A 23,664-nucleotide genomic window follows, 5' to 3' on the forward strand; every position below is an offset into this window, starting at 1 on the left:
CGCCAGGCCTAGAACGGCTTCTCGATCGGCCGGACCCCGCCCTCGCCGAGGAGGACGACCCCGCCCTCGGCTCCCGGCAGGATCGCCAGGGAGGCCTTCCGGTCGTCCAGCTCGCGAAGGCGGAACGTGCGGCCGCCGTCCTCGCTCCAGAGAAGGACGCCCGCCATGCCCGCCACGGCGACTTTTCCGTCGCCAAGCTCACGGCCGGTCATCAGCGTCGCCTCGGTGCCGGAGGCGATGCGCGTCCAGGTCGTCCCCTTGTCTTCGCTGCGGAAGGCGTTCCCCCGGAGCCCGTAAGCGAGGAGGCCGCCGTCGGAGAGCGGGAGCAGGCCGAAGAACGAACCCTCGTAGGGCGACGCGAGCGCCTGCCAGGCCTGACCGCCGTCGTCGGACCTGAAGAGGGCGCCCGCCTCCCCGGAGATGTAGAGGGACCCTCCCGCCTCGGTGACGTGGTTCAGGTGCCGGTCGTCCCCTTCGGCGACCGTGCGCGGCTCCCACGTGTCGCCGCCGTCCGCCGTGGCGAGGAGGAGGCCGTAGGCGCCCACGACGAAGCCGGACTTGTCGTCCCGGAACCAGACGTCGAGGAGCGGCTTCTCTTCCTCGGGGGCGTGGCGGACGCGCTGCCACGTCTTTCCGCCGTCCCGGGTCCTGAGGATGGTCTCGTCGTGCCCCACGGCCCAGCCGAGCTCTGCGTCGTGCAGCCAGACGCCCGTGAGGAGCGCCCGGGTCGGCGCCTCGGCCTGGGTCCACGTCTTCCCGGCGTCGCGGGAGAGGAGGACGTGCCCACGCTCGCCGACCGCGACGGCGAGGCCTGCGCGGTCGGCGGCGTCGAGGAGGAGCGAGCGGCTCGCCAGCCTCGCCGGCATCGACCGCTCGGGAGCGACCGGAGGAGGCGCGGCGGACGCCGAAGCGGCCGCCGCGGCCGCGGCGAAGGTCAGGCCTGCGAGCAGGGCCGCGCCGTGCGCGGAAAGGGTTCCGTCACGCATGGCGCGGCCCCCGGGATCAGCGGACGCCTTCGCGCCGGAGGGCGTCGGGGGTGAAGTCGCCCTCGGTGCGCTTGATGTTGAAGTTGTGCGGCGCGTTCTCGCTGTTGATGCCCATGACGAGGTAGCGCCCCGCCTGGAGGTCGGTGTGGGATTCGGCGGACGTCCAGACCGTCGGCAGGTCGTAGTAGGTGATCGCGTGCCCTTCGGAGACGCGCCAGAGCTGGTCGCGGTTGTCGTACTGGTCGACCAGGAGGATCTGCCAGCTGTCCTCGTCGATGTAGAAGGTCCGTCTCTTGTAGGTGTGCCGTTCGCCCTTCTTCAGGGTCGCGTCGACGACCCAGACCCGGTGCAGCTCGTAGCGCAGGTGGTCGGGGTTCATGTGGAGCGGCGTGAGGATGTCCTTGAACTTGACCGTCGGGTCCTGGAGCCGGTAGGAGTTGTAGGGGACGTAGATCTCCTTCTTGCCGACGAGCTTCCAGTCGTACTTGTCCGGCGCGCCGTTGAACATGTCGAGCTGGTCGCTCGTTCTCATGTTGTCGGCGGCGGTGCCGGGGTTGTCGTAGGCGACCTGCGGCGCGCGGCGGACGCGGCGCTGCCCCGGGTTGTAGAGCCAGGCGTCGCGCGGCTGCTCGATCTGGTTCATCGACTCGTGGACGAGGAGGATGCCCCCGGCGAGGCGGGCCGGGGCGATGACGGCCTGCTTGAAGTTGAGCAGGCGGTTCTTCATGGAGGCTTCCGTCGTGCCGGGGAGGTGGTAGACGAACATCGTCTCCTCCTCGAACTGCACGAGCGTGTACTGGCCGCCGCGCGTCGGGGCCGCCTGCGCGACCGTCCGGCTCGCGACCTCGGCGCGGTACCTGAGCATGTGGTTCCAGATGACTTCGATACCGGTCTTCGGCATCGGGAAGGGAATCCCGGCGAGGGCGCCGGTCACGCCGTTGCCGCCCGGCGCGAGCTTCGCCGTCGCGGCGGTCTTCTTCGTGGCGTCGTAGATCCGCTGCGGGGCGGCGGCCGTCCGGTGGGTCGGGTAGACCGGGATCCGGAACGAGGGATAGGCCTTCAGCATCGCCTTGTGCCCGTCGGAGAGCTTGTCGGCGTACTGGGCGGCGTTCTGCGCGTTGATGGTAAAGAGGGGCTTCTCGCCGGCGAACGGGTCGACGTAGTGCTTGCCGGGCTTCCAGGCCGCCGGCGCCTTCGTGAGGCCGCCGTCCCAGGCCGGGATCGAGCCGTCGGCGTTGGCCGCCTTCTCGCCGCCGAGCGGCGTGAGGGTCGTCCCGAGCTTCGCGACGTCCTGGGGAGAGACCTGGGCGACGGCGGTCGTGCTCAGGAGAGCAACCGCGGTCAGTGTGCAGACGAGGGTCAGGGAGTTCCTGCGCATGTCGGCTCCGCCTTCCCTTAGAAGGAGTACTTGAGGTTGGCCGCGAGGAAGTCGCGGTCGTTGATCAGGTTGTAGCGGCCCGCGCCGAAGTAGCGGGTGTAGCTGAGATCCCACTCGGTGTTGATGCGGTACTGGAATCCGAGGCCGAGCGTGAGCGCCATGCGGTCCTCGATGAAGGCGCCGCCCGGGCCGGGCGAGACGCCGTTCACGTCGTGCGCGAAGGAGAAGCGCGGGGACATGTTGACGGCGCCGATGACGTTGCTGTAGTCGAACCGGCCGGCGACGACGTAGCCCCAGGCCGAGGTGGTGGGGAACGCCGAGGACGGCTCGGTTCCGGGCTGGACGCCGGCCTGCTGGTGGATCGGGTTGCCGCTCGTGTAGGTGCCGGGCGCCTCGAGACGGAGGACCGACTGCTCGGGCAGGTCGTGGACCTTGTTCCAGGCCCCTTCGGCGACGAGGACCATCTGGTCGGCGCCGAGGACGCGGCCGAAGACGCGGGTCGCCGTCATCTGGACCTGCGTGGTGTCGTAGAGCCGGTAGCCCTGGATCTCCTGGTCGAAGCCGTAGGCGCCCGCCTGGCCCGTCTGCGCGAGGAGGCCACCGAGCCCGCGGAGCGGGGCGAGCTGGGGGATGGCGGGCAGGAGCCTCAAGGGCGTGAGCGCGGCGAAGAGGATCTCGACGTCGTCGATCTGCAGCGGCACGTCCATGCGGTGGGCGACCTCGCCCTGGAGGGCGATGCCGGTGCTGCCGAGCTGGGCGTTGAAGCTGAGGCCGAGGAGCTTGATGTCCTCGGGGTAGGCGAGGAAGTACTTCGCGCTCGCGGCGTAGTTGCCGTTGACCAGGAGGGCGCTTTGCGTCCCCGTGCGGGCCATGATGAGGGGCAGGCGGCTGTGGTAGTTCATGTAGTAGAGGCCGAACTCGGTGCCGCCGAGGGCCGGGACGAAGAGGCGGAACGCCGCGCCGTACTGGCCGTCGTCCTCCGCCTTCCGGTCGCCGACGCGGGGAACGGCGACGCCGACGGGGTTGCCGGGGATGTTGAAGCCGACCGGGATCGTGTCGGGGGCGGCGCCGAAGCCGAGCATGACCTTCGTCGCCCCGCCGCCCGCCAGGTCGGTCGTGGAGAAGTAGCTCCCCACCGGGTCGATCTTCGTCTGGGTCCAGGCGTACTGGTAGAAGCCCTCGAGCGAGGTGTTCTTGGTGGGCTTGATGCTCACGAGGACCGCGCCCACGGGGAGGAGGGCGTCGCGCAGCTCGGAGCCGGGCACCCGGAGGGCGCTCACGTCGACGGGGTTGATGGCGTTGACGCCGCCCTGGATGAACGTGCTCTCTCCCCAGTTGATGACCTGCCAGCCGGCGCGAATCTCAGCCGGAACCGAGCCGATGTCGAACTTGGCCCAGACGAACGCATCGCGGAACTCGGCCCGGCTGCCGACGCGCTCGAGGGCTTCGTCGCTCAGCGGCGTCCGGGCGCGGCTGCCATCCTCGTTCTCGAAGTCGTAGAAGCCGTAGGCCCGAACGAAGGCGCCGATCCCCTTGTAGCTCACCTCGAGCTCCGTCGTCGCCTTGATGGCGTTGCTCGCGATGCCCGTGTTGTAGTTCAGGTTCCCGTCGTCTCCGTTGACGGAGAAGGCCTTCCCGCCCGCCGCGAGGCCGACGATCGCCGGGTCCCTCTTCTCGAGGCGCGAGAAGAGGCCGTAGGAGAGCGTCGTGTCCCAGCTCCACGAGAGCTCGCCGTCCTTGCCCTCGATCGCGGGGGCGGTCCCTGCCAGAGGGACGAGAAGCGCTGCGGCGAGGATCGCCAGGGCAACACTCCGGCTCGTCTGTCTCAATACGTTCATCATGTCTCCCCCTTCACCAAATGCGGGCTTGCGGCGAAGGGTATCCCAGCATTCGGTCTTTTCGTACACCAGCGGAGCGAAATGCGCATGAAGTGTTAACGCGCAGGCGAAACCGGCTGTGCGCTAGCGCGCTGCGCCGGCCCGCCGCCCGGGCCGGCGACTCAGCGGCCCAGGTGCTGCAAGGCGTCCGTCGGGGCGAAGGAGTCGGTGAGGATCGGGACCCCCTCCGTCCTCAGCTCGCCCTCGTAGAACGTCCGTGACCAGGACGCGACGGCGGGGTGGCCCAGCGCCGCGGCGACCCGGTCGCCTTCGGCGAAGACACGCTCCCTGGAGAGGCGCTCGCTGGACGTCGAGCAGACCAGGATGACGCTGCCCGAGAACCTGGTCGCGCCGCCCGCGAGATCGGGCGAAAGCATGGCGACGTTGGGAAACACCTGCTGCGCCGACCGGAGCATGGCCCAGAACAGGTGCTGGTCGCGGCCCATCGTGAGCCCGGCGATGTTCCCCGCGAAGATGCCGCCCGGGGCGAAGCCGGTCGCGGCAGAGCTGGAAGAACTCGAGAGTCGTCAGGTGGAAGGGGACGCTGTCGGAGAAGAAGGCGTCGAGGTAGATGACGTCCCACGGGCCCTTCTCCCGCGCGAGGAGGGAGCGGCCGTCGCCGACGAGGACGCGGTCGTTGGAATCGGGACGGAAGTCGAAGTACTTCTCTGCGACGCGGACGACCTCGGGGTCGATCTCGACGCTGGTCGTCGCGATCTCGGGGGCCTTTTCCGAGAGGAAGCGCGGGAGCATCCCGGCGCCGAGGCCGATGATGAACGCGTTGCGCGGTGGGTCGCGCCTCCAGAGGAGGGCGGCCAGGAGGCCGTTGGGATAGAGGAAGTCGGGGATGCGGCCCGAGGCGCGGTCGACCATGCCCTGGGCGAAGTTGTCGAAGTAGAGGGCGCGGCGCGGCCCCTGGTCGACGACGAGAAGCCTGTGGTAGGCGGTCTCCTTGCGGAAGACGACGGTGCCGCCGGGGAGCGGCGAGGCGACCGCCTCGGGGCGCAGGAGGAAGACGCCTGCTGCCCCGAACAGCCCCAGTGAGGCGACGCCGAGGCGGAGCGCAAGCCCCTGCGTCGAGGCGAGGGCCCCCGAGAGGACGAGGACCGCGCCGGTGCCGAAGAGGATCGGCTCGATGGGAAAGGCGGGGATGAGGAGGAAGGCCATCGCGAAGGTGCCCACGATGGAGCCGGCGGTGGAGATGGCGGCGAGGGTGCCGGCGGTCCGGCCGATCGATCCCACGTCGCGGGCCGCGAGGCGCGTGGCGAAGGGGGAGACCGTCCCCATGAGGACGCTCGGGAGGGCGAAGAGGAGGAGGGCCGCGAGAAGCGCGCGGAACCGCTCGGGGACGGGGGCGGCGTTGCAGAGGGCGAGCAGGGGCGCCGGACGCGCGAGGAGGAGCCAGAGGCAGAAGCCCGCCGCGACGAGGATGTTGCCGAGGAGGGCGGGGCTCGGACGGCGGTCGGCCAGCTTTCCGCCGAGGGCGTAGCCCGTCGAGAGCGAGGCGAGAAAGGTCGTGATGAGAGCGCCCCAGACGAAGATCGACGAGCCGAAGACGGGGGCCATGATCCGGCTGCCGGCGATCTCGAGCCCCATGAGGGCGGCACCGGAGAGGAAGACGACGGCGTAGAGGCGAATCACCGCCGGATCTTAGGGGCTTCTCCTCCATTTGACCCGCGCTCCGGCCCGCCGCTATCCTTTCCGAGAGGAGACAGCGCTATTCAACACGGTCCGATACCCCTGAACCTGCCCGAGTCCGGGCTCAGCGCGCTCTTCGGTGTCCACGACGAAAACCTGCGGCTCCTCGAGGACGCCTTCGGGGTGGAGATCTCCGCCCGGGGCGGCGTCGTGACCCTGACTGGCGGCCCGGAGGGAACCGAACGGGCGTCACACCTTCTCTCGAGTTCTCCAAGCTCATCACCCGGGGCTACCTGCCGAAGAAGGTCGACATCCCGAGCGCGATCCGGATCGTCAAGGAAGACCCCACCGCCTCGCTGGTCGACTTCTTCGAGAACCGGTCGGTGGGCGCCGCGCTCCGGAAGGTCGTCTCTCCCCGCAACGTGCGCCAGCAGGAGTACCTCCAGGCGATCGGCGAGCGCGACGTCGTGTTCGCCATCGGCCCGGCCGGCACGGGAAAGACGTACCTCGCCGTGGCCATGGCCGCGGCCGCCCTCCTCGAGAAGCAGGTGAGCCGGATCGTCCTCTGCCGTCCCGCGGTGGAGGCGGGCGAGAAGCTCGGCTTCCTGCCGGGCGACCTCGCCGAGAAGGTGAATCCCTACCTCCGCCCGCTCTACGACGCCCTCTACGACATCCTCGGCTACGAGAAGGTGGGCCGGCTCCTGGAGAGGCAGATCATCGAGGTCGCCCCCCTCGCGTTCATGCGGGGCCGGACGCTGAACGACGCCTTCATCATCCTCGACGAGGCGCAGAACACGACCTCCGAGCAGATGAAGATGTTCCTGACCCGCCTCGGCTTCGGCGCCAAGTCGGTCATCACGGGGGACATCACGCAGATCGACCTCCCCCCGGGCAAGGTCTCGGGCCTGAAGGAGGCGATGCGGATCCTCTCCGGAGTCGAGGCGATCCGCTTCATCCGCTTCGACCACCGCGACGTCGTGAGGCACCCGATCGTCCAGGCGATCGTGAACGCCTACGACATCTTCGAGAGCGGCCGGCCGGGACCCGACGTCCAGGGGCGGGTCCGGGCCGCCTCGGAAGAGGCGTGAGGCGGCCGTGCCCCACGAGCCTCCAGAGCGGCGCGCTCCCCGCGCCCCGCGTTTCGCGCCCCGGGTCGAAGTGACCTCGACGGTAAGGACGGGTCCTTCGGCGCGACGCGTGGCGGCCTGGACGGAAGCGGTTCTCGCAGCGGCCTCCCCGCGCGGCCGCGGCGCGGTCTCGGTCCTTCTCTGCGGGGACGCGCGCATGCGTCGCCTGAACCGCGAGTTCCGGAAGATCGACCGCCCCACCGACGTCCTCTCGTTCCCGGCGGGGGATCCGGTGTTCCTCGGCGACGTCGCCATCGACGTGGCGTACGCGGCGCGGCAGGCCGCCCGGCGCGGGCACACGCTCGACCGCGAGGTGAAGCTGCTCCTGGCGCACGGCGTCCTCCACCTCCTCGGCCACGATCACGAGACCGACGACGGCACCATGCTCCGCCTCCAGGGGCGGCTCGTGAGGCAGGTCTTCGGACCGGGGCCCGATGGCGTCCCGGGGGACGGCGGATGACGAACTTCGCCGTCGGTACGGGCTTCGCCTTCGTCCTCTCCTTCGCGTTCGTCCTCCTCTACGCGCTCCTCTCCGCCTTCGCGCAGGCGCTCGAGAGCCTCTCCTCCATCCGGAGGAAGTCGCTCCTGGAGGGGCAGGAGGGGAAGTTCGGCAAGCTCCTGGCCATCGAGAACGTCAGCATCTCGCGCGTGGCGGTCCGGCTCACGGCGCAGGGCGCCGTCCTGGCGGGGCTCCTCTCGCTCGGCACGGGGCTCGCGGGCCTCGCGGTCCCCGAGCCGTACCTCGTCTCCGCGGTCTCCATCCTCCTCGGCTGGATCGTCATCGAGACCGTCGTCATCCGGTCGGTGGCGCGCCGCGGCGCCGAAGACCTCCTCGTCGACTTCTCGTGGCTCATCCCGGTCGTCCTCCTCTTCGCCACGCCTCTCTACCCGCTCCTCTCGCGCCTCGTCACGCCCCTCGACGACGACGAGGACGCCGAGCCGGTCTCGGCGGCGGAGAAGGAGGCGGAGAAGGACGCCGACGTGAGGGCGCTCCTCGACATGGCGCGCGAGGAGGGGATCCTCGAGAAGCACGAGGAGGAGCTCGTCTCGCGGGCCGTCGACTTCGGCGACCGGACGGTACGCGAGGTCATGACCTCCCGCCCCGACATGGTCGTCGCCGAGGCGGACCTGGCGTTCGAGAAGGTCGCCGACCTCTTCGAGAAGACGAAGTACACCCGGATTCCCCTCGTCGAGGGAGGCGTGGAGAAGCCGATCGGCGTCGTCCACGTCAAGGACGTCTTCTCGTCGCTCCGGACGGCCGTCCCGCCCGTCAACGCCCGTTCGCTGGCCCGGCCGGTCCTGTTCGCCCCCGAAACCCAGACGATCACGACGCTCCTCTCGGACTTCCGCCGCCGCCGCCAGCACATGGCGATCGTCGTCGACGAGTGGGGAGCGGTCGCGGGTGTCGTCACGCTGGAAGACCTTCTGGAGGAACTTGTGGGAGAGATCGCCGACGAGCACGAGGACTCCATCGACCCCGTCATCCCGCTGGCCGAGGGCGCGTTCACGGTGGCGGGGCGCGTCCGCGTTTCCGAGATCGCCCAGCTCTTCGACGCCGACCTCGAACCGGGCGACTACGACACGGTCGCCGGTCTCCTCTCGGCGCGCCTCGGGCACATCCCGCGGCCCGGCGAGGAGGTGGAGGACGGCGGGCTGCGGTTCGTCGTGGAGGACGCCGACCGCAAGCGCGTCCACCGCGTGAAGGTGATGCGTCCCAGGGGGCTCGCGTGAGCCGCCGCGCCGGGACCGTCGCGGTCGCGGGAAGGCCGAACGCGGGGAAGTCGTCGCTCGTCAACGCCCTCGTCGGGACGAAGGTCGCCATCGTCTCCGACAAGCCGCAGACGACGCGGCGCCGCGTCCTCGGAATGCTCAACCGCCCCGACGGGCAGATCGTCTTCGTCGACACGCCGGGCCTTCACAGGCCGCTGCACCGGCTCAACCGGGCCATGCTCGACGAGGCGATGGAGGCGATCCTGGACGTCGACGTCGTCGTCCTCGTCATCGACGTGGCCGAGCGGGAGGGGGCGGGCGACCGCCACGCCCTCGAGCTGGTGGCGAAGGCCAACCCGCCGCGGATCTGCCTCCTGAACAAGGTCGACCTCGTCGCCAAGCCGAAGCTCCTGCCGCGCATGGCCGCGCTCGCGGCGACCGGCCTCTTCGACGAGATCGTCCCGGTCTCCGCCGTCACGGGCGACGGGCTCGCCGACCTGCCGGAGCTGATCCTCAAGTACCTCCCCGAGCAGGAGGACCTCTACCCGGCCGAGACCGTGACGATGTCCGACGAGAAGACGCGCGTCGCCGAGCTGATCCGCGAGAAGTTCCTCGAGAGGACGCGCGAGGAGATCCCCTACGGCCTCGGCGTCGTCGTGGAGGAGTGGAAGGTCGACGAGGTGAAGAACCTGACCCTCGTGACGGCGACGCTCGTCGTCGACAAGGAGAACCACAAGCGGATCGTCATCGGGCTCGGCGGGCAGCTCATAAGGGACGCGGGGACGGCCGCCCGGCTCGAGATCGAGAAGACGTTCGGCAAGCGGTTCTTCCTCGACCTGCACGTCGTGGCCCGGCCCGGCTGGCGGGAGGACCCCCGGTTCCTCGGAACCTTGTCGAGCTGACGCTCGTACCCTTGACGTGCGGCCCGCCGGGCCCAACTTTCTCGGCAGGGCAGGAAGCGTCACGGGAGGTGGCGAGGTGTCGATGGACCCGGAGAGGCGCCGCAGCCCACGCATCGCCGTCGCGGTGGACGGCCTGAACGGCGTGGTGAAGGGTGCGGTCCCCGTGGCGCTTCACGACATCTCCGCCGGAGGGCTCAGGCTCGGCCTGCGATCGTCGCTCGAGCCCGGCGGGGTCTATCCCCTGACGGCGCTCCTCAGGGGCCTCTCGCTCACGACGCCGATCCGCGTCACGCGCTGCAGCCGCGGTGGGCCGGCCTGGGAGGCCGGGGCCGAGTTCCTCTGGCGCGACGACGCCGATGCCGCGGCCGTCCGTCGCTGGCTCCGGTCGAGGGCTACCGGCGCATTCTGACTTGACGGGCGGCGAGAACCGCCCGATCGTTCCCGGAGCGGAGGAACCCGTGGTTTCGGAAAGACGACGCTCTCCCAGAGTCCGGGCTCCGGAAGGTGCCGAAGGCGTCATCCGGTCGACGATCCAGGTTCAGGTGGAGGACCTGTCCCGGACCGGCGCCCGCTTCCAGCTCACGGGCGCGGTGCGTCCCGGGTCGACCTACGCGTTCCACGCCGACCTCGGGGGCTTCGACCTCAGCGTTTCGATCCGGATCACCCGGTGCAAGGCCGGGCCCGTCCCGAAGGCGGGCGGAACCGGGCAGGTCCTCGTCTACCAGGCGGGCGCCGAGTTCCTGTGGGAAAGGCCGGGAGACGAAGAGCGGCTCGCCACATGGCTCGACAGGCGCGGGCCGAAGTCCGCGCAGATCCAGGCGAATCTGCAGGGCTGACCCGCCGGGGCGTCAGCTCTTGTCCTGAGGGTCGAGCTCCTCGAGCGCCCGCCGCAGGAAGCCGCTGAGGCGCCGGCTCTGCCCTCCGGCCTCGTCGAGCTTCGTCTCGACGAGGCGCTTCACCTCGAGGGTCTCTCTCCGTACGTCCTCGAGCCGGTCCGAGGCCTCGAGCTTCGAGATCGCGGTCTCGAGCGACGCGAGCCGCTCCTCGAGCGACGTGCGGAGCTCGACCACCCGGCCCTCCAGCGCCTCCACGACCTCGCGCACGGCGGCCGCGGCACGCTCCACGTCGCCCCGGATCTCCTCGCGGTGCCTCCGCGCGGAATCGCGGGCGGCGTCGTCCTCCTGGTTCCCCCGTTCGTGGATGGCGTCGCGCTGCCGGGCGGCTTCCTCGACCAGGCCGAGGAGCTTCGGACGGATCTCGTCGGTGTGCTTTTCCAGCGCCTCGTGCAGCGCCGTGACGGCAGACGTGGGGGCGAGGGCGGCGAGGGCGTCCTTCACCGTCGCCGGCACGGCGTCGACGGCCTCCCGGGTTTCTCGTGCGAGGGCCTCGACCCGCGCGGACTCCCCGGCGTGGGCGCGGGCCATCTCGTCGAGGCGGGAGGTCAGCCCCGCAAGCTCCTCGGATCGGGCGCGGGCCATCTCGTCGAGCCGGGCGGAGAGCCCCGCGAACGCCTCGGCCCAGACGGTCCCCGTGGGCGGCGGCGGAGGCGGCGGCGCGGGGGCGGGAGGGGGAGGCGGCGCCTCGGCGATCGCGGGGGGCGGCGGCCCGGGCGCAGCCGGCTCGGGTTCGGTCGCGGCGGGTTCCGGCTCGACCGGTTCCTCCTGGGGCTCCGGCAGGGGTTCCCGTCCCTGCTCCTGCAACGGTTCCGGCTCGGGTTCCGGGACGGCTTCGAGGCCCATCTCGGGGAGCGGCTCGGGTTCGGGTCCCGCGGCCGCAGGAGGAGGCGGCGGCTCGGTGAGCGTGTCGTCCGCGTCCGGGGGTGCCGGCGGCTCGGTCTCCGGCTCGGGCTCCGGCTCGGGCTCCCGCTCGGGCGGAAGCTCGACCGGGAAGGGCGGAATCGTCGTTTCGCCGAAGACCTCACCCTTCGCGAGGCCGGGCCAGGAGCCGGTCGTCTCGAAGGGTGAGTCGGTCGGAGGCGTCGGGGCGGGGCCTACCGTGCTCGTCAGCGCCAGGAGCTGGGCGCTGACGGGCGCGACCCGCAACGTCGACTGCGAGTTCGGAGGGTTGGGAGCCACCCAGTCGGGACCGAGCTTCTCGCCGTCGGGCGAGCGCTGGAGCCGCTTCAGGATGTGGATGAACGTCAGCTTCGAGACGAGCTTGAACGTCTCGACGACGCCCTTGGCGTCGGCCGCGATCGACTCGACGAACGGGAACTCCTGGAACCCGAGCGACTCCTGCAGCGCCTGGACGGAGAGAACGCCGGGCAGGTCGCGCTTGTTGTACTGGATGACGACGGCGGCCTCGTCGAGGGTCTGCCCCAGCTCCGCCATGTTCTCGCGCAGGTTCTGGAACGACTCGAGGTTGTGCGAGAGCATCGACCACTGCGAGTCGACGACGAAGACGATGCCGTCGGCGCCCTTCAGGACGAGCTTGCGCGTCTCGTTGTAGAAGACCTGCCCCGGCACGGTGCAGAGCTGGAACCTCACCGTGTAGCCCTTGACGTTGCCGAGCTCGACCGGGAGGAGGTCGAAGTAGATCGTCCGGTCCTGCGCCGTCGAGAGGGAGAGGAGGCGGCCCGTCGTCGCCTGGTCGAGCTTCTCGTGGAGGAGGCGGAGGTTCGTCGTCTTCCCGCACAGGCCGGGACCGTAGTAGACGATCTTCGCGGTCAGCTCGCGGGTCGAGTGATTGAAGAGGACCATCGATGCCCCCGGTCGGTGAGTTCGGATCGGACTTCGAGGTCCAGTATAGGCCGCTCGGCCTCGCCGTCCCGGGCGCTATCCTGACGCGGTGAGCGAGCGCGAGCGCTGGGCGCCCCTTTCCCTGACGCTGGCCGGAATCCCGCTGCGGGGCGTCTCGATCGCCGGGCGGGAGACCTGGTTCCACGTGCCGTCGCTCGACCTCGCCTTCGACGTCGGCCGCAGCCCGGCGGACGTCGTCCCCGCCCCGAGCCTCTTCCTCTCGCACGCCCACCTCGACCACGCCGGCGGCCTCGCCTACTGGGCCTCCCAGCGGCGCCTCCTGCGCCTGCCTCCCGCCCGCGTCTTCACCGACCCGGCGACGGTCCCGGCGTGGCGGCAGATCCTCGCCCTCCACGAGGGGCTCGAAGGGGTCGGGTACCACGTGACGGTCGAGGGGCTCGGTCCGGGCGAATCCGTCGACCTGCGCAAGGACCTCTCCGTCTCGGCCTTCCGTTCGGACCACCGGGTCCCCACGGTCGGATTCGTCGCGTCGGAGGTGCGGCACCGCCTCGTCCCCGCGTGGCAGGGCCGGCCGGAGGAGGAGATCCGGGCGGCGATCCTGGGGGGCGAGGTCGTGACCAGGCGGACCCCGAGGCCGCTCGTCGCCTTCTCCGGCGACACCGGCGTCGGCATGTTCGAGAGCGCGCCGCGCGAGGCGTTCGAGGCGAAGGTCTTCCTCCTCGAGTGCTCGTTCGTCGAGCCGGCGGACGTTTCGCGCGCCCGCAACTACGGTCACCTGCACGTCGACGACATCGCCGAGCGGGCGGACCTCTTCGCGAACGAGGCCCTCGTCCTGACGCACCTGACGCTCCGCGGAACGCCCGCCGAGCTGCGCCGGACCATCGCCCGGCGGCTGCCCGCCTCCCTCGCCTCGCGGACGGTGCTCTTCCTCCCGGGCGAGTGACGGCTGCCGGAGGCCCCGTAGCCGCGAAGGCGCGACCGTCGCGCCCGGCCTACGGCCTCCAGCTGAACGTCCGCACCGGGTAGAGCCGGAAACGCCCATCCCGGGTGCGGAAGAGGGCCTGCAGCTCCCTCTTCCCTTCGTCGCCGGCTCCGGGCGGGAACTCGGCCTCGTAACCCGCCGTCGCGCACGTCCCGAGACGCGGGAAAGCGTTCGCGACGTCGGGCCGGGAGACGCGGCGGAAGGAGGACGGCATCCGGATCTCGCCGTCGATGAGGAAGGCGATCCCGAGATCCTCTTCCTCCGTACGAGCCCAGCCGCGGACGAGGAGCCTTCCCTGGACGGCTTCGCCCTCCGCCGGACCGTCCACCGAACCGGTCAGGGAGTCGTCGATCCTGGCCGCATCGGTGTCGCGCGCTCTTTCCACGCGGACGGCCCACTCGTCCGCCTCGGCCCCGAGGTCGTGCCCCGCGAGCTCCGCAGGGGATGCGACCGCCCCGTTCTTCACGACGCCGAACAGCCAGTCCTGACCGTTCCCGTGGCCGAACCGCAGCGGCCCGGACAGCCGTCCGGCGGCCCGGGCCTCGTCGAGGAAGAGCAGGACCCGGGCCCGGTCCGCGGGCGGCATCCAGTGGTCGTGAAGGACGATCACGCCGACGGGCCACGACTCGAGCCGGGCGAGGAGAGCCGGGTCGAGAGGACCAGCCGCGAACCGGGCCGCGAGGGCCAGGTGCCCCGCCGGCACGTAGCTCAGGGTGCCGTTGACGATCCTGGGGAAACCGCGGGTCGAGGCGTAGAGGAGCCGCGCTTCCACCGGCGAGTGGGTCAGGGGCAGGTGGAGGATCGGGCCCCCGGTGAAGTGACGGGCGAGGAAGGCGTCCGCGGGGGAAGGCTCGCTCTCGGGGTGGAAGGAGAACGGAAGCGACTGCCTCGCGTCGAAGGCGACGAGGACGAGGAGCGCTCCGGTCGCGAGAAAGCGGGCCGCTCGGTCTCTTGCGAGCACGAGGAGCTTTCCGGCGCCCCAGGCGGCGAGGAGCCCCATGCCGATCTGGAGGACGAAGCCGAAACGTGCGGCTACCCGGATGCCGCCGAAGAGCGGCGGCGCCAGGAACGTGAGCGCGGGCCAGAACGGGGCGTTGAGGCCCATCGCCCCGAGTGCCCCGGTCGCGGCGACGAGCGCCCCCGTGCCGGCGAGCGCGGGAAGCGCCGGGGCGCGGCGCACGAGCACGAGCCCGGCGAAAGCGAGGGCGAGCGCGACCGTTCCCGGGTAGAGCGCCATCTCCGAGTCGTTGCGGCCCGGCAGGAAGGCCTGCCCCGGGTTGAACGAGGTCGTCGAGACGAAGTGGACCGGCGAGGCGGAGAACCTCGACATCTCTCCGCGTTCCCGCTTGAAACCCTCGTTGTCCCTGACGCGCAGGAGCGGTATGGCGACGGGAAGCAGGAGGAGCCCTGCCAGGGCGAACGCCGCCGCCATCCTGGGCCCGGCGTGCCGCAGCGTGGGCCCTGGGGCGACGAAGAGATGTGCGATCCCCAGCACCAGCACGGTGCCGAGGCCGAAGGCGAGGAAGTGGAGGGAGAAGTACGCCGTTACCGCCGTGGCCAGAGCGAGGCGCGCCGCGTCGCGCAGCGTTCCGCCGCGCAAGAGGCGCCTGGCGAAGAGCACCATCCAGGCGATGCCGCCGAAAGCGGTGAACGAGACGAACCCGAACTGCACGGTCGTGAGCGCCCCGAAACCCGCGCTGGCCGCACCGACGAGGGCCGCGCCGGGGCTGGCGCCCAGCTCGAGGGCGAGGCAGGCGATCGAGAAGACGGACAGGCCGAGCACCAGGATGCAGAGCGCGTTGAGGACGCCCGCGGGCGAGAGCCCGGCCGCGCCCAGCGGAACCGCGAGGAGACCGTACCCGAGGAGGGGCTCGGAGAAGGCGAGGACGTCGCGGGCGGGGGCGAAGGCGTTGGCCTGGTAGAGAGAGGACGGGTCGCTCGTCAGGGCGTGACTGACCCAGGCGACGACCCACGCCTGCGTCTGGGCGTCGTAGGGGTCGCGCAGGACGGTGTCGAGCCGCGACGGAAGGGGCCAGGAAAAGGCGATCGCCGCGAGGAGGCTCGCGATGAGCAGGGAGAGCCGGCGCACCGGACGATTCTAGGGGGCCACCCGGCGCGCCTGACGCTCCGCGGGACGCCCGCCGCGTTGCGCCTACCGGAACAGCTTGCGGCGGTTCCGGATGTAGTCGCGGAAGACGAACGACGCCAGGTCGTCCGAGGCGGCGTAGTAGGCCCTTCCCCGCGCGACCTTCGTGAGCGTGTCGACGAAGTCGACGAGGCCCGGGTCGGTCGCGAGCATGAAGGTCGTCAGCTGGATCCCCTCGCGGCGGCAGCGCTCCGCCTCGTCGAGCGTCCGGTTGACGATCTTCAGGTCGAGGCCGAACGGGTTCTTGTAGAGCTGGCCGTTCTCGCGGATGCACGACGGCTTGCCGTCGGTGATGAGGAAGAGCTGGCGGTTGCGCGAGCGGCGCCCCTGGAGGATGCCGCGGCAGAGGGCGAGGCCCGCCTTCGTGTTCGTGTGGAACGGGCCGACCTGGGCCTTCGAGAGCGAGTCGATCGGCACCTGGACGGCGTCGTCGCCGAAGAGGACGACGTCGATCGTGTCTTTCGGGTACTTCGAGAGGATCAGCTCGGTCAGCGCCAGGGCGACCTTCTTGGCGGGGGTGAAGCGGTCCTCGCCGTAGAGGATCATCGAGTGGGAGATGTCGATGGCGATCGCGGTGGCGCAGGCCGACTGGTGCTCCACCTCGTGGACCTCGAAGTCCTCCGGCGCGAGCGCGAGCGTCTCCGGGTCGCGCCGGGCGGCGTTCGTCACGGTCCGGATGCCGTCGAGGCGCGAGAGGTCGTCGCCGAACTCCCAGGGGCGCGTCTCCTCGAGCTGTTCGCTCCCCGTCCCGGCGCGCGGGAGCGCGTGGAGGCCGCCGCCCGACTTCTGCAGGGACGTGAAGATCTCCTCGAAGGCGGCCCGCCGGATCTGCCGCTCGCCGGCACCCGCGAGGGCGAGGGCGCCGTCGGCGTCCCGCCCGACGATCCCCTTCTCCTCGAGAGCGGCGAGAAAGTCGTCGAGGTCGAGGGCCGGGTCGAGGATGCCCCGCTCCTGCAGCCGCCGCATCACCTCCATCGCCTCCTCGACGTCTCCCCCGAGCCGGGTGACGAGGTCGAGGAAGAGCTTCTTCAGCTCTTCGAACGTGAAGAGCGCGCGGAGGAGGTCGAGAGGCAGCTCCCCGTAGCGGACGTCCATACGCGTGAGATCCTACGACCAGGACCCCCGGCCCGGACTCCGGGAGTGAGACCCAGGACGAGAGAAGCACTTCTCTCGGGTTCTGGTGCGCCCGGCCGACCCCGGAGCGTCCCTACTGAGGAGCGACGATGACCCCTGACGAAAAGAGATCCGGAGTCGAGCGGCTGCAGCCCTGGTTTCACCGGATCGACCTCGGCGATGGCGTGGTGACGAAGGGCGGGAGCGTGGCGGGAGAGGCGGACGACCACCCACTCCCGACCTGGGCGGTGATCTCCACGGCTCTCCCCGAGGACCTGACCGGACGGTCCGTCCTCGACGTCGGCTGCAACGCGGGCTTCTATTCCGTCGAGGCGAAGAAGCGCGGGGCCCGGCGGGTCCTCGGGATCGACGCCCAGCGGCACCAGGTCCGTCAGGCGGCGTTCGTCGCACGCGCCCTCGGCCTCCCGATGGAGTTCCGGAGGATGTCGGTCTACGACCTCTCCGAGGAGACGGTCGGCGTCTTCGACGTGACGCTGGCGCTCGGCCTCGTCTACCACCTCAAGCACCTCGTCCAGGGGCTCGAGCGGCTCTACGCGGTCACGGGCGACCTGCTGATCCTCGAGACCGCCGTCCTCCTGCCGGAGCTCGTCCCGACGGGAGCGGTCCCCTACGTGACCGGCCCGCTGACGCGGAATCTTCACCCCATGGGGTACGTCGAGAACTCGCCCGACGCCAAGGAGGCGGTCTTCAACTGGTTCGTTCCGTCGGTCGGGGCGATGGCGGCGATGCTCTCCGACACCGGATTCGACGATGTCCGCTGCGTGGCGACGCCGGGCGACCGGGCGGTCTTCGTCTGCCAGAAGAAGAAGGAGAGCCGCGTCTCCGTCCTTCCGGACCTGGCCGCGCGGCTCGAGGTCCTTTCGGAACCCGGGAGCTGCCGGCCCGGCGACGGGGTCGCGCTCGCCGTTCGCGCGACGAACACGGGAAGGAGCCCGTGGCGGGCTCCGGGTCTCGGAGAGAACGCGGGAACGGTCGCGCTCGGCGCCCACCTCTTCCGCGGCGACGAGGAGGTGGACTGGGTCTGGTCCAGGACCGCGCTCACGGACGACGTTCCGCCCGGCGGCTCCGTCGACCTGACCCTGGAGCCGGTGGCGCCGCTCGCGCCGGGCCGTTACCGCGTCGAGCTGGATCTCGTTGCCGAGCACCTCGCCTGGTTCGAGGACCTCGGGTCGCCTCTGCTGGAGCGGACTCTCGAAGTGTCCGGCGACCCGCAGCCCCTTCCGTGGTTCCGGATCGCCGGATTCGAGGAGGGTGTCGCGAGGAGCGGGGCCGAGGGCGCCGCCGCGTACGGCGAGCTGATTCGTTGCGTGGCGGGAGCGCTCGCCGGCCTGACTCCCGACGGGCAGGCCCGGACGGCGCTCCTCTGGACGGCGGGCTGGTCTCCGGAAGAGGCCGCGGTGTCGGACGTGCTCGGCGCGCTCGCGGCGGGAGAGGCACGGCTCCCGACGGTGCTTCACCAGCTGGCCAGCCGGCCCGACCCGAGGCCGGTCCCGACGGCCCCCGTGGCAGAGAAGCTCGAGACCATCCTCCGCAGTTCGCCCCCGGCCCCCGAGACGGCCATTCCGCTGGCGGACGAGTCGTTTCCGGGGGAGGCTGCCGTGGCGCGCGGGCTCCTGGCGCACGGCGCGGCGCTCGACGACGAGGCCTTCGTCCGGAACGCCTACGAGGTCGTCCTGGGCCGGCCGGTCGACGCCGAAGGGCTCGCGAACGCGGCCGGACAGCTCACCTCGGGCGTGATGACGCGCGCCCACTTCCTCCACGAGCTCCTCTGGAGTGCCGAGCTGCGGACGGCCTGAGGCGGAGGAGAACGGTGCGCGAGCTTCTGGAGAAGAGCGGCGGGCTTCCGAGCCGCCGGACCCTCGGGGCCCTGGGTTGGGCCCTGCTCGCGGCCGTGGCCGTCCTCCGTCTCCTGACCCTCGCGCCGGACCCCTGGGAGTGGGACGAGCTCCTCTTCTCCGCGGCGGCCCGCGACGGGATCGACGTCCGCGTCAACCATCCGCATCCTCCCGGCTACCCGCTGTTCGTCCTCCCTGCGCGGCTTCTCGTCCTCGCGGGGATCGAGCCGTTCGCCGCGACGCTCGGTCTCGCCGTCGTCGCGGGCCTCGCCGCCGTGGGGCTCCTCGCCCTCCTGGCGCGGGAGCTGGGTGCGGGCCGGAAGGAGGCGCTCTGGGCCGCGCTCCTGTGGGCCGTCGTGCCGGCGGTGTGGCTCCACTCGGTCCGTCCTCTCTCGGACTCCCTGGGCGCCGCCGCGTTCTTCCTCGCCGCTCTCCTCCTCCTGCGGTGCGAGGGCGCGCCGTCCGGTGGGCGTCTCGTCGCCGCGGCGATGGCCGCCGGGGCGTGCGCCGCCGTCCGCCCGCAGGTCGCCGTCGCCCTGCTGCCGCTCGCCGCCGTCGCGGCGTGGGGGACCTTTCGCGGCCCGGGCGGCGCCGTGCGCGTGACGTTCGCCGCCGGGGCGGGACTCGCGACGGTGCTCGCGGCGTATGCGCCGGTCGTCGCGACCTCGGGCGGGATCGACAGGTACCTCGCGTCCGCCCGCGAGATCGCCAGGTGGGTCCGGGAGTTCGACACGCCGCCCCTCTCGGCGATGGCCCTGGCCTCTCACTGGGCCCGCTGGCTCGTCGACCCCTTCGGCGGGCCGCTCCCGGCAACCCTGGCGTGGGGCGCCGCCGCGGCGGGGATCGTGCTCGTGCCCCGTGCGGCCCGCCGGCTCGCGATCGTCTTCGTCCCGCTGCTCCTCCTCTCGGTGGCGACGCTCAACCCGCAAACGGCACCGCGATACGCGCTGCCCCTCCTGGCCGCCGCGCCGCTCGCGGCCGGGCTCGGCCTGACCGTGCTTCGAGTCCGGGCACATCTCCCGGCTGCGGCCGGGGCCACGGCTCTCCTGGCATTCGTGGCGCTTCCCGCCGTGCCGGCGATCGTCGAGGTCGCGCGTACCCCGAGCCCTCCGGTCGCCGCGATGGCCGCGCTCCGGGCTGCACCGGACCTTCTCGGCCGCCCCCTTCTCGTGGCCCCGGCCCTGTACGTCCACCTGGCCGCGCTCGGCCCCGCCGTCAAGTGGCAGGAACTGGAACGCGGACGGCCGGTCGTCGCGCCGCCCGGCGCCCTCGTCGTCACCCACGACAGCGGATCGCCGGACCTCCGTCCGCTTCGCATCTATCGCTACGAAAGCGAGGCGCTGGGCCGGATCAGCCGCGGCCGCTACCTCTCGGTCACGATCTGGGAGTCGACGGCCGCCCCCATGCGCTCCAGGACCTTCAAATGGACGGACCCCGAGCTGCTTTCCTCGGTCGACGACCCGGCCGGGACGGCCGTCGTCACGGCGCCTCTCCGCGTCCGGGGCTGGTGCCAGGAGCGCGGAGGTGGCCTCGTCATTCCCGTGGAGTTCCGCGTCGACGGGGCCATCGTCGCGCCGGAGCGCATCGTGCGGACGGCCCGGCCCGACGTGGCCGCTGCGATCCCCGAGGTCGGCGACACGTCCCGGGCCGGCTACGAGGCGTACTTCGGAATCGACGCGATACCCCCGGGCGAGCACCTCCTCGAGGTGGTCTTCGAGACGGCGGACCGTCGGCGCGTCTACCCTCCGCGGCGATTCACGCTGGTGGCGGTGCGCTCTCCCGGGTCGGCCCCGAGGTGACCCCCCGCGCGGCAGTCCGGCTCAGCGTCCCGTCTCCGGGCCCCAGGTGAACGTTCGGACCGGGTAGATCCGGAAGCGCCCGTCTCGCGCGCGGAAGATGGCGCGCAGCTCCCTCGTCCCGTCGTCTCCCGGTTCGAACGGGAACTCGGCCTCGTAACCGGCGCTCTCGCACGGGCCCAGCTCGGGGAACGCGTTCGCGACGTCGGGCCGGGGGACGCGGCGGAAGGAGGCCGGTGGCCTCAGCTCGCCGTCGAAGAGGAACGAGACCGGGAGGTCCTCCCCGCCGGATCGCGCCCAGCCAGCAGGCGCCGGGAGGGGGGGGCGCGGGGGGGGGGGGGGGGGGCGGGGGGGGGGGGGGCGGGGGGGGGGGGGGGGGGGGGGGGGGGGGGGGGGGGGGGGGGGGGGGGGGGGGGGGGGGGGGGGGGGGGGCCGGGGGGGGGGCGGGGGGGGGGGGGGGGGGGGGGGGGGGGGGGCCGGGGGGCGGGGGGGGGGGGCCGGGGGGGGGGGGGGGGGGGGGGGGGGCGGGGGGGGGGGGGGGGGGGGGGGGGGGGGGGGGGGGGGGGGGGGGGGGGGGGGGGGGGGGGGGGCCGCATCGGGGGGGGGGGGGGGGGGGGGGGGGGGGGGGGGGGGGGGGGGGGGGGGGGCCCCCCAGGGGCCCGGGCGGGGGGGGGGGGGGGGGGGGGGGGGGGGGGGGGGGGGGGGGGGGGGGGGGGGGCGCCGGGGAACAAGATTGTTGGCACGGGCCCCTCTCGGCGGCGGCGGGGGGGGGGCGGCGCGGGCTGGGGTGGGGGCGGGGGACGTGGCGGGCGGGGTGGGTCTGGTGAGAACCGGAGGCGGCCAACCCCCCCCAAAGGGGAGGGCGCAAAGAGAAGCCGAAGTTCCTTCTCGGCGCGGCCCGCCCCCCCCTCATGAGGTGAGCCGCGCCATCTCCGCTCAAGGGGGGGGGGGGGGGGGGGCCCCCCCGGCCCACGCGGGGGGGCCGCCAGCCCCTCGGGGGGTGCCATAAGGCCCTCCGTCGGCGGGCCGGCTGTGAAGGGGGCGGGACGACGGCGACAGGTGGTTCCGTGTGTCGAATGTGCATGCACGTGAGATCCTCCGACCGTGACCGAGGGGCTCGGAACGGGAAGGGGGCGCGCTTCCGGCGAGATTCGACGGACTGGCGTTCGAATCGCCGTCCTGGCGGCGGTTCTCGCCGTCGCTCCGTTCTGGGCGCGAGCGGTCGTCGGTGCGCGGGAAACGTTCCTGTGGGCGAGACACAAGCCGGTCGCGACCCTGGTCTCTTACGAGCGCGGTCCCGGCTTTTCCGAGGCGGTCGACAGGATTCGGGGGGTCGTCCCGCCCGACGGGTCCTATCTCGTACTGGTGGATCCGTACGGCGCGGGTGCCCTCAACGCCATCGCTCTTCGGCAGGCCCTGCTCCCGCGACGGCCCGTCCTCCTGAAGCGATTCGACGAACTGGCGGGCAAGCCCTCCGGACGGCTTCTCGCCACCGTCGTCATCGAGAGCGACGACTCCGCGCCGGTCGTCACCGGCGAGGTCCCGGTTTTCGAGCCTCTCGATCCTGGGTCCCTCGGCCGGGAAGACGACTCGCTGGTGGCGTCCGTGGACGAGGTCTCCTTCGACGCGACGGGCCGGATCCGAATTCGCGGATGGTGCCAGGGGAACGGGGCAGTCCCATGTGACGTCGCGGCGGTCCTCGTCGGCGGCCTTTCGGTACCGATCTTCCAGGTCTCGCGTGAGCCGCGGCCCGACGTGGAGGCCGCGCTTCCCGAGATCGGACCTTGCCCCCGTGCCGGCTATCGCCTGACCCTGGCGCAGGGAGTCGCGGTCGGTTCCACGGTATCCATACGCGTCGTTTTCCGAACGGCGGACGGCCGCTGGCGTAAGTATCCCGAGCAGGTCGCCGAGAGGACCAGGTGACGGCGAGTCTCGCTGGGGATGCGCCGATCGCGGCCGGCGTCCTCTCGGCCTGCGTACCCCTCGTCGCCGGGTGGCCGATCTCGAGCCTGCTGCCCCGGCCGCTTCGGTGCCCGGTCGTCTCCCGTCTCGCGATGGCGTGGCTCCTGGGTGCGGCCTGGTGCGGCACTCTCGCGCTCGCCGCCTCGCGCCTGGGAGGTCTTCCGTTGCGGCGGACCACCCTCCTGCCGATCGTTCTGCTTCCTGTGCTGATCGGTGCCGCGGCGGGCCTGAGGCACCTCTCGGCGGGGAGGCTTCGCCGTCCGTCTTTTCTTGGCATCTGTACCGGGGCGTTCGTCGGAGCGACGGGCCTGGTACTCCTCGTCGGAGCGCTCCTGTCGCCCGTTCTCGACTGGGACGGACAGATGACCTGGAGCCCCCAGGCCAGACTCATGCGATTCGGAGGCACGGCGACGCCGGGCGCGTTCACGGATCCCTGGGTCTGGGTTTCGCATCCGCAGTACCCTCCGCTCGTCGCGCTCGTTCAGGTGACGGGCCTCGAGGTCGTCTCCGCCCCTGAGGACCAGAGGGCGGGACGAGCCGTCCACCCGCTTTTCTTCGTCGCCCTCCTGGCCGTTCTGTTTCGCACCGTCCGGGTCCTCACGATAAGCGGACTGGCCGCAGCCGCGGGTACCTCGCTCGCCGCGATGACGCCCTTCGTCGCTTTCGAGACCCACGGGGGTGCCGCGGGAGCGTTCTCGGACGTGCCGCTCGCGGCGTTCCTCGGGGGCGGCCTCAGCGTCCTCCTCTGTGGCGGAGCCCGCTTCAGGGCGTCCGTCGCCGCCGGCCTGCTCTTCGCCGCGGCCGTCCTCACGAAGAACGAAGGGCTCCCGCTCGTCCTGTGTTTGCTCGGGGTCGCCGGTGCCGTGGAGCTGCACGCCCTGTGGGCGCGACGGGGAACCGCTTTCAGGGCTCGGCTCCGAAGGGCCGCTACCGCCTTTCTTCTGGCTGCGGTGTTCGTCGGCGGATCCGTCGCCCTGCTGCACGCGTTCCGGTCGGAGATCCCAAACCGGTACGACGAGGACTATGGATCTCTCGTGTCGCAGATGCGGCTGGAGCCGGCGGTCATGGCCCGGAAGGTCTCGTCGGTCGTGCCGTACTTCCTTTCGCGCCTCGTTTCGGTCCGGAGCTGGGGAATCCTCTGGCCGCTCCTCGCGCTCCTGGCCCTTCTCCAACCGCGAGTCCTCGCCCGCCGCGCCGCTGTCGCTGCCGGGGCGCTGACCGTCGCTCCGATCGGAGTCGGGTTCGTCGCGTTCGCCGTGCATTGGGATCCCGTCGGGCTTGCCCAGGTGACGATCGACCGCTTCTTCGTCCAGGGCTCGTTCGGGACCTTCCTCCTCCTCGGACTCCTCCTGGCGGAGGGTCTGCGATCCCCGGCCGCGAGGTTGCCGCGGAGAGTCCACCGGGAGGAGCCCCGGGCGAGCGGCTCTACCCCCGGCTCCTCATCAGGTTCAGTCGGGCCATCTCCGCATAAGTGACGGTCGAGTCGAGATCC

Annotated in this window: 18 protein-coding genes; 11 read left to right on the forward strand and 7 right to left on the reverse strand. The window is 71.8% G+C overall.

Going from position 1 to position 23,664, the window contains the following annotated elements:
• Window positions 1-8: 8 nt before the first annotated feature.
• The 4 genes from IPN03_06050 to IPN03_06065 all read right to left on the reverse strand — a co-directional run bounded on the left by IPN03_06050 (window position 9) and on the right by IPN03_06065 (window position 5,882).
• Complete coding sequence (locus IPN03_06050) at window positions 9-986, reverse strand: sialidase (GenBank protein ID MBK9373288.1); 978 nt, start codon at window positions 984-986, stop codon at window positions 9-11.
• A 16-nt stretch (window positions 987-1,002) separates the two neighbouring features.
• Window positions 1,003-2,364: a DUF1329 domain-containing protein gene (locus IPN03_06055; protein MBK9373289.1), complete on the reverse strand. Its 1,362-nt coding sequence runs from the start codon at window positions 2,362-2,364 to the stop codon at window positions 1,003-1,005.
• Between the two features lie 17 nt (window positions 2,365-2,381).
• Window positions 2,382-4,202, reverse strand: a complete 1,821-nt coding sequence (locus IPN03_06060; protein MBK9373290.1) for a DUF1302 domain-containing protein — start codon at window positions 4,200-4,202, stop codon at window positions 2,382-2,384.
• Between the two features lie 123 nt (window positions 4,203-4,325).
• A complete protein-coding gene (locus tag IPN03_06065) occupies window positions 4,326-5,882 on the reverse strand; it encodes a fused MFS/spermidine synthase (GenBank protein ID MBK9373291.1) in 1,557 nt (518 codons plus the stop codon).
• Window positions 5,883-5,935: 53 nt separating this feature from the next.
• On the opposite strand from IPN03_06065, the gene IPN03_06070 reads away from it, so the two are divergent.
• The 6 genes from IPN03_06070 (at window position 5,936) to IPN03_06095 (ending at window position 10,454) form a co-directional block, all read left to right on the forward strand.
• Window positions 5,936-6,967 carry a PhoH family protein gene (locus tag IPN03_06070; GenBank protein MBK9373292.1) on the forward strand — a complete coding sequence of 344 codons (1,032 nt, stop codon included), beginning with the start codon at window positions 5,936-5,938 and terminating at the stop codon, window positions 6,965-6,967.
• A gap of 109 nt (window positions 6,968-7,076) precedes the next feature.
• Window positions 7,077-7,466, forward strand: a complete 390-nt coding sequence (ybeY, locus tag IPN03_06075) for an rRNA maturation RNase YbeY (protein MBK9373293.1) — start codon at window positions 7,077-7,079, stop codon at window positions 7,464-7,466.
• Window positions 7,463-8,737: an HlyC/CorC family transporter gene (locus tag IPN03_06080; protein ID MBK9373294.1), complete on the forward strand. Its 1,275-nt coding sequence runs from the start codon at window positions 7,463-7,465 to the stop codon at window positions 8,735-8,737. Before ybeY ends, IPN03_06080 begins: the two co-directional genes overlap by 4 nt.
• Complete coding sequence (gene era, locus IPN03_06085; GenBank protein ID MBK9373295.1) at window positions 8,734-9,618, forward strand: GTPase Era; 885 nt, start codon at window positions 8,734-8,736, stop codon at window positions 9,616-9,618. The genes IPN03_06080 and era overlap by 4 nt, the downstream gene beginning before the upstream one ends.
• Before the next feature lie 76 nt (window positions 9,619-9,694).
• On the forward strand, window positions 9,695-10,027 hold the full coding sequence (locus tag IPN03_06090; protein ID MBK9373296.1) for a PilZ domain-containing protein: 333 nt from the start codon (window positions 9,695-9,697) through the stop codon (window positions 10,025-10,027).
• 49 nt (window positions 10,028-10,076) lie between these two features.
• Complete coding sequence (locus IPN03_06095; protein ID MBK9373297.1) at window positions 10,077-10,454, forward strand: PilZ domain-containing protein; 378 nt, start codon at window positions 10,077-10,079, stop codon at window positions 10,452-10,454.
• A gap of 12 nt (window positions 10,455-10,466) precedes the next feature.
• On the opposite strand, the gene IPN03_06100 is transcribed toward IPN03_06095, so the two are convergent.
• On the reverse strand, window positions 10,467-12,317 hold the full coding sequence (locus IPN03_06100) for a hypothetical protein (protein MBK9373298.1): 1,851 nt from the start codon (window positions 12,315-12,317) through the stop codon (window positions 10,467-10,469).
• A gap of 88 nt (window positions 12,318-12,405) precedes the next feature.
• On the opposite strand from IPN03_06100, the gene IPN03_06105 reads away from it, so the two are divergent.
• Window positions 12,406-13,260 (forward strand): hypothetical protein, encoded by an 855-nt coding sequence (locus tag IPN03_06105; GenBank protein MBK9373299.1) that lies wholly within the window; start codon window positions 12,406-12,408, stop codon window positions 13,258-13,260.
• 49 nt (window positions 13,261-13,309) lie between these two features.
• On the opposite strand, the gene IPN03_06110 is transcribed toward IPN03_06105, so the two are convergent.
• The gene (locus IPN03_06110; protein MBK9373300.1) at window positions 13,310-15,388 is read right to left on the reverse strand and encodes a hypothetical protein; all 2,079 of its coding nucleotides are present in this window, start codon (window positions 15,386-15,388) and stop codon (window positions 13,310-13,312) included.
• Between the two features lie 63 nt (window positions 15,389-15,451).
• Complete coding sequence (locus tag IPN03_06115; protein ID MBK9373301.1) at window positions 15,452-16,540, reverse strand: hypothetical protein; 1,089 nt, start codon at window positions 16,538-16,540, stop codon at window positions 15,452-15,454.
• 128 nt (window positions 16,541-16,668) lie between these two features.
• On the opposite strand from IPN03_06115, the gene IPN03_06120 reads away from it, so the two are divergent.
• The 4 genes from IPN03_06120 (at window position 16,669) to IPN03_06135 (ending at window position 23,647) form a co-directional block, all read left to right on the forward strand.
• Entirely contained in the window at window positions 16,669-18,375 is a 1,707-nt protein-coding gene (locus IPN03_06120) for a DUF1698 domain-containing protein (GenBank protein MBK9373302.1), read from the forward strand.
• Between the two features lie 14 nt (window positions 18,376-18,389).
• Entirely contained in the window at window positions 18,390-20,213 is a 1,824-nt protein-coding gene (locus tag IPN03_06125) for a hypothetical protein (GenBank protein MBK9373303.1), read from the forward strand.
• A 1,101-nt stretch (window positions 20,214-21,314) separates the two neighbouring features.
• A complete protein-coding gene (locus IPN03_06130) occupies window positions 21,315-22,133 on the forward strand; it encodes a hypothetical protein (GenBank protein ID MBK9373304.1) in 819 nt (272 codons plus the stop codon).
• Window positions 22,130-23,647: a hypothetical protein gene (locus IPN03_06135; protein MBK9373305.1), complete on the forward strand. Its 1,518-nt coding sequence runs from the start codon at window positions 22,130-22,132 to the stop codon at window positions 23,645-23,647. The genes IPN03_06130 and IPN03_06135 overlap by 4 nt, the downstream gene beginning before the upstream one ends.
• Window positions 23,648-23,664: the final 17 nt, after the last annotated feature.

It is taken from the genome of Holophagales bacterium, from assembly GCA_016719485.1.
GTDB lineage: Bacteria > Acidobacteriota > Thermoanaerobaculia > UBA5066 > UBA5066 > UBA5066.

Bases quoted from the DNA above. Each gene is read 5' to 3' on its own strand.
- IPN03_06050 (MBK9373288.1), bottom strand. From the start codon at position 986: ATGCGTGACGGAACCCTTTCCGCGCACGGCGCGGCCCTGCTCGCAGGC.
- IPN03_06055 (MBK9373289.1), bottom strand. From the start codon at position 2,364: ATGCGCAGGAACTCCCTGACCCTCGTCTGCACACTGACCGCGGTTGCT.
- IPN03_06060 (MBK9373290.1), bottom strand. From the start codon at position 4,202: ATGAACGTATTGAGACAGACGAGCCGGAGTGTTGCCCTGGCGATCCTC.
- IPN03_06080 (MBK9373294.1), top strand. From the start codon at position 7,463: ATGACGAACTTCGCCGTCGGTACGGGCTTCGCCTTCGTCCTCTCCTTC.
- IPN03_06100 (MBK9373298.1), bottom strand. From the start codon at position 12,317: ATGGTCCTCTTCAATCACTCGACCCGCGAGCTGACCGCGAAGATCGTC.
- IPN03_06115 (MBK9373301.1), bottom strand. From the start codon at position 16,540: ATGGACGTCCGCTACGGGGAGCTGCCTCTCGACCTCCTCCGCGCGCTC.
- IPN03_06120 (MBK9373302.1), top strand. From the start codon at position 16,669: ATGACCCCTGACGAAAAGAGATCCGGAGTCGAGCGGCTGCAGCCCTGG.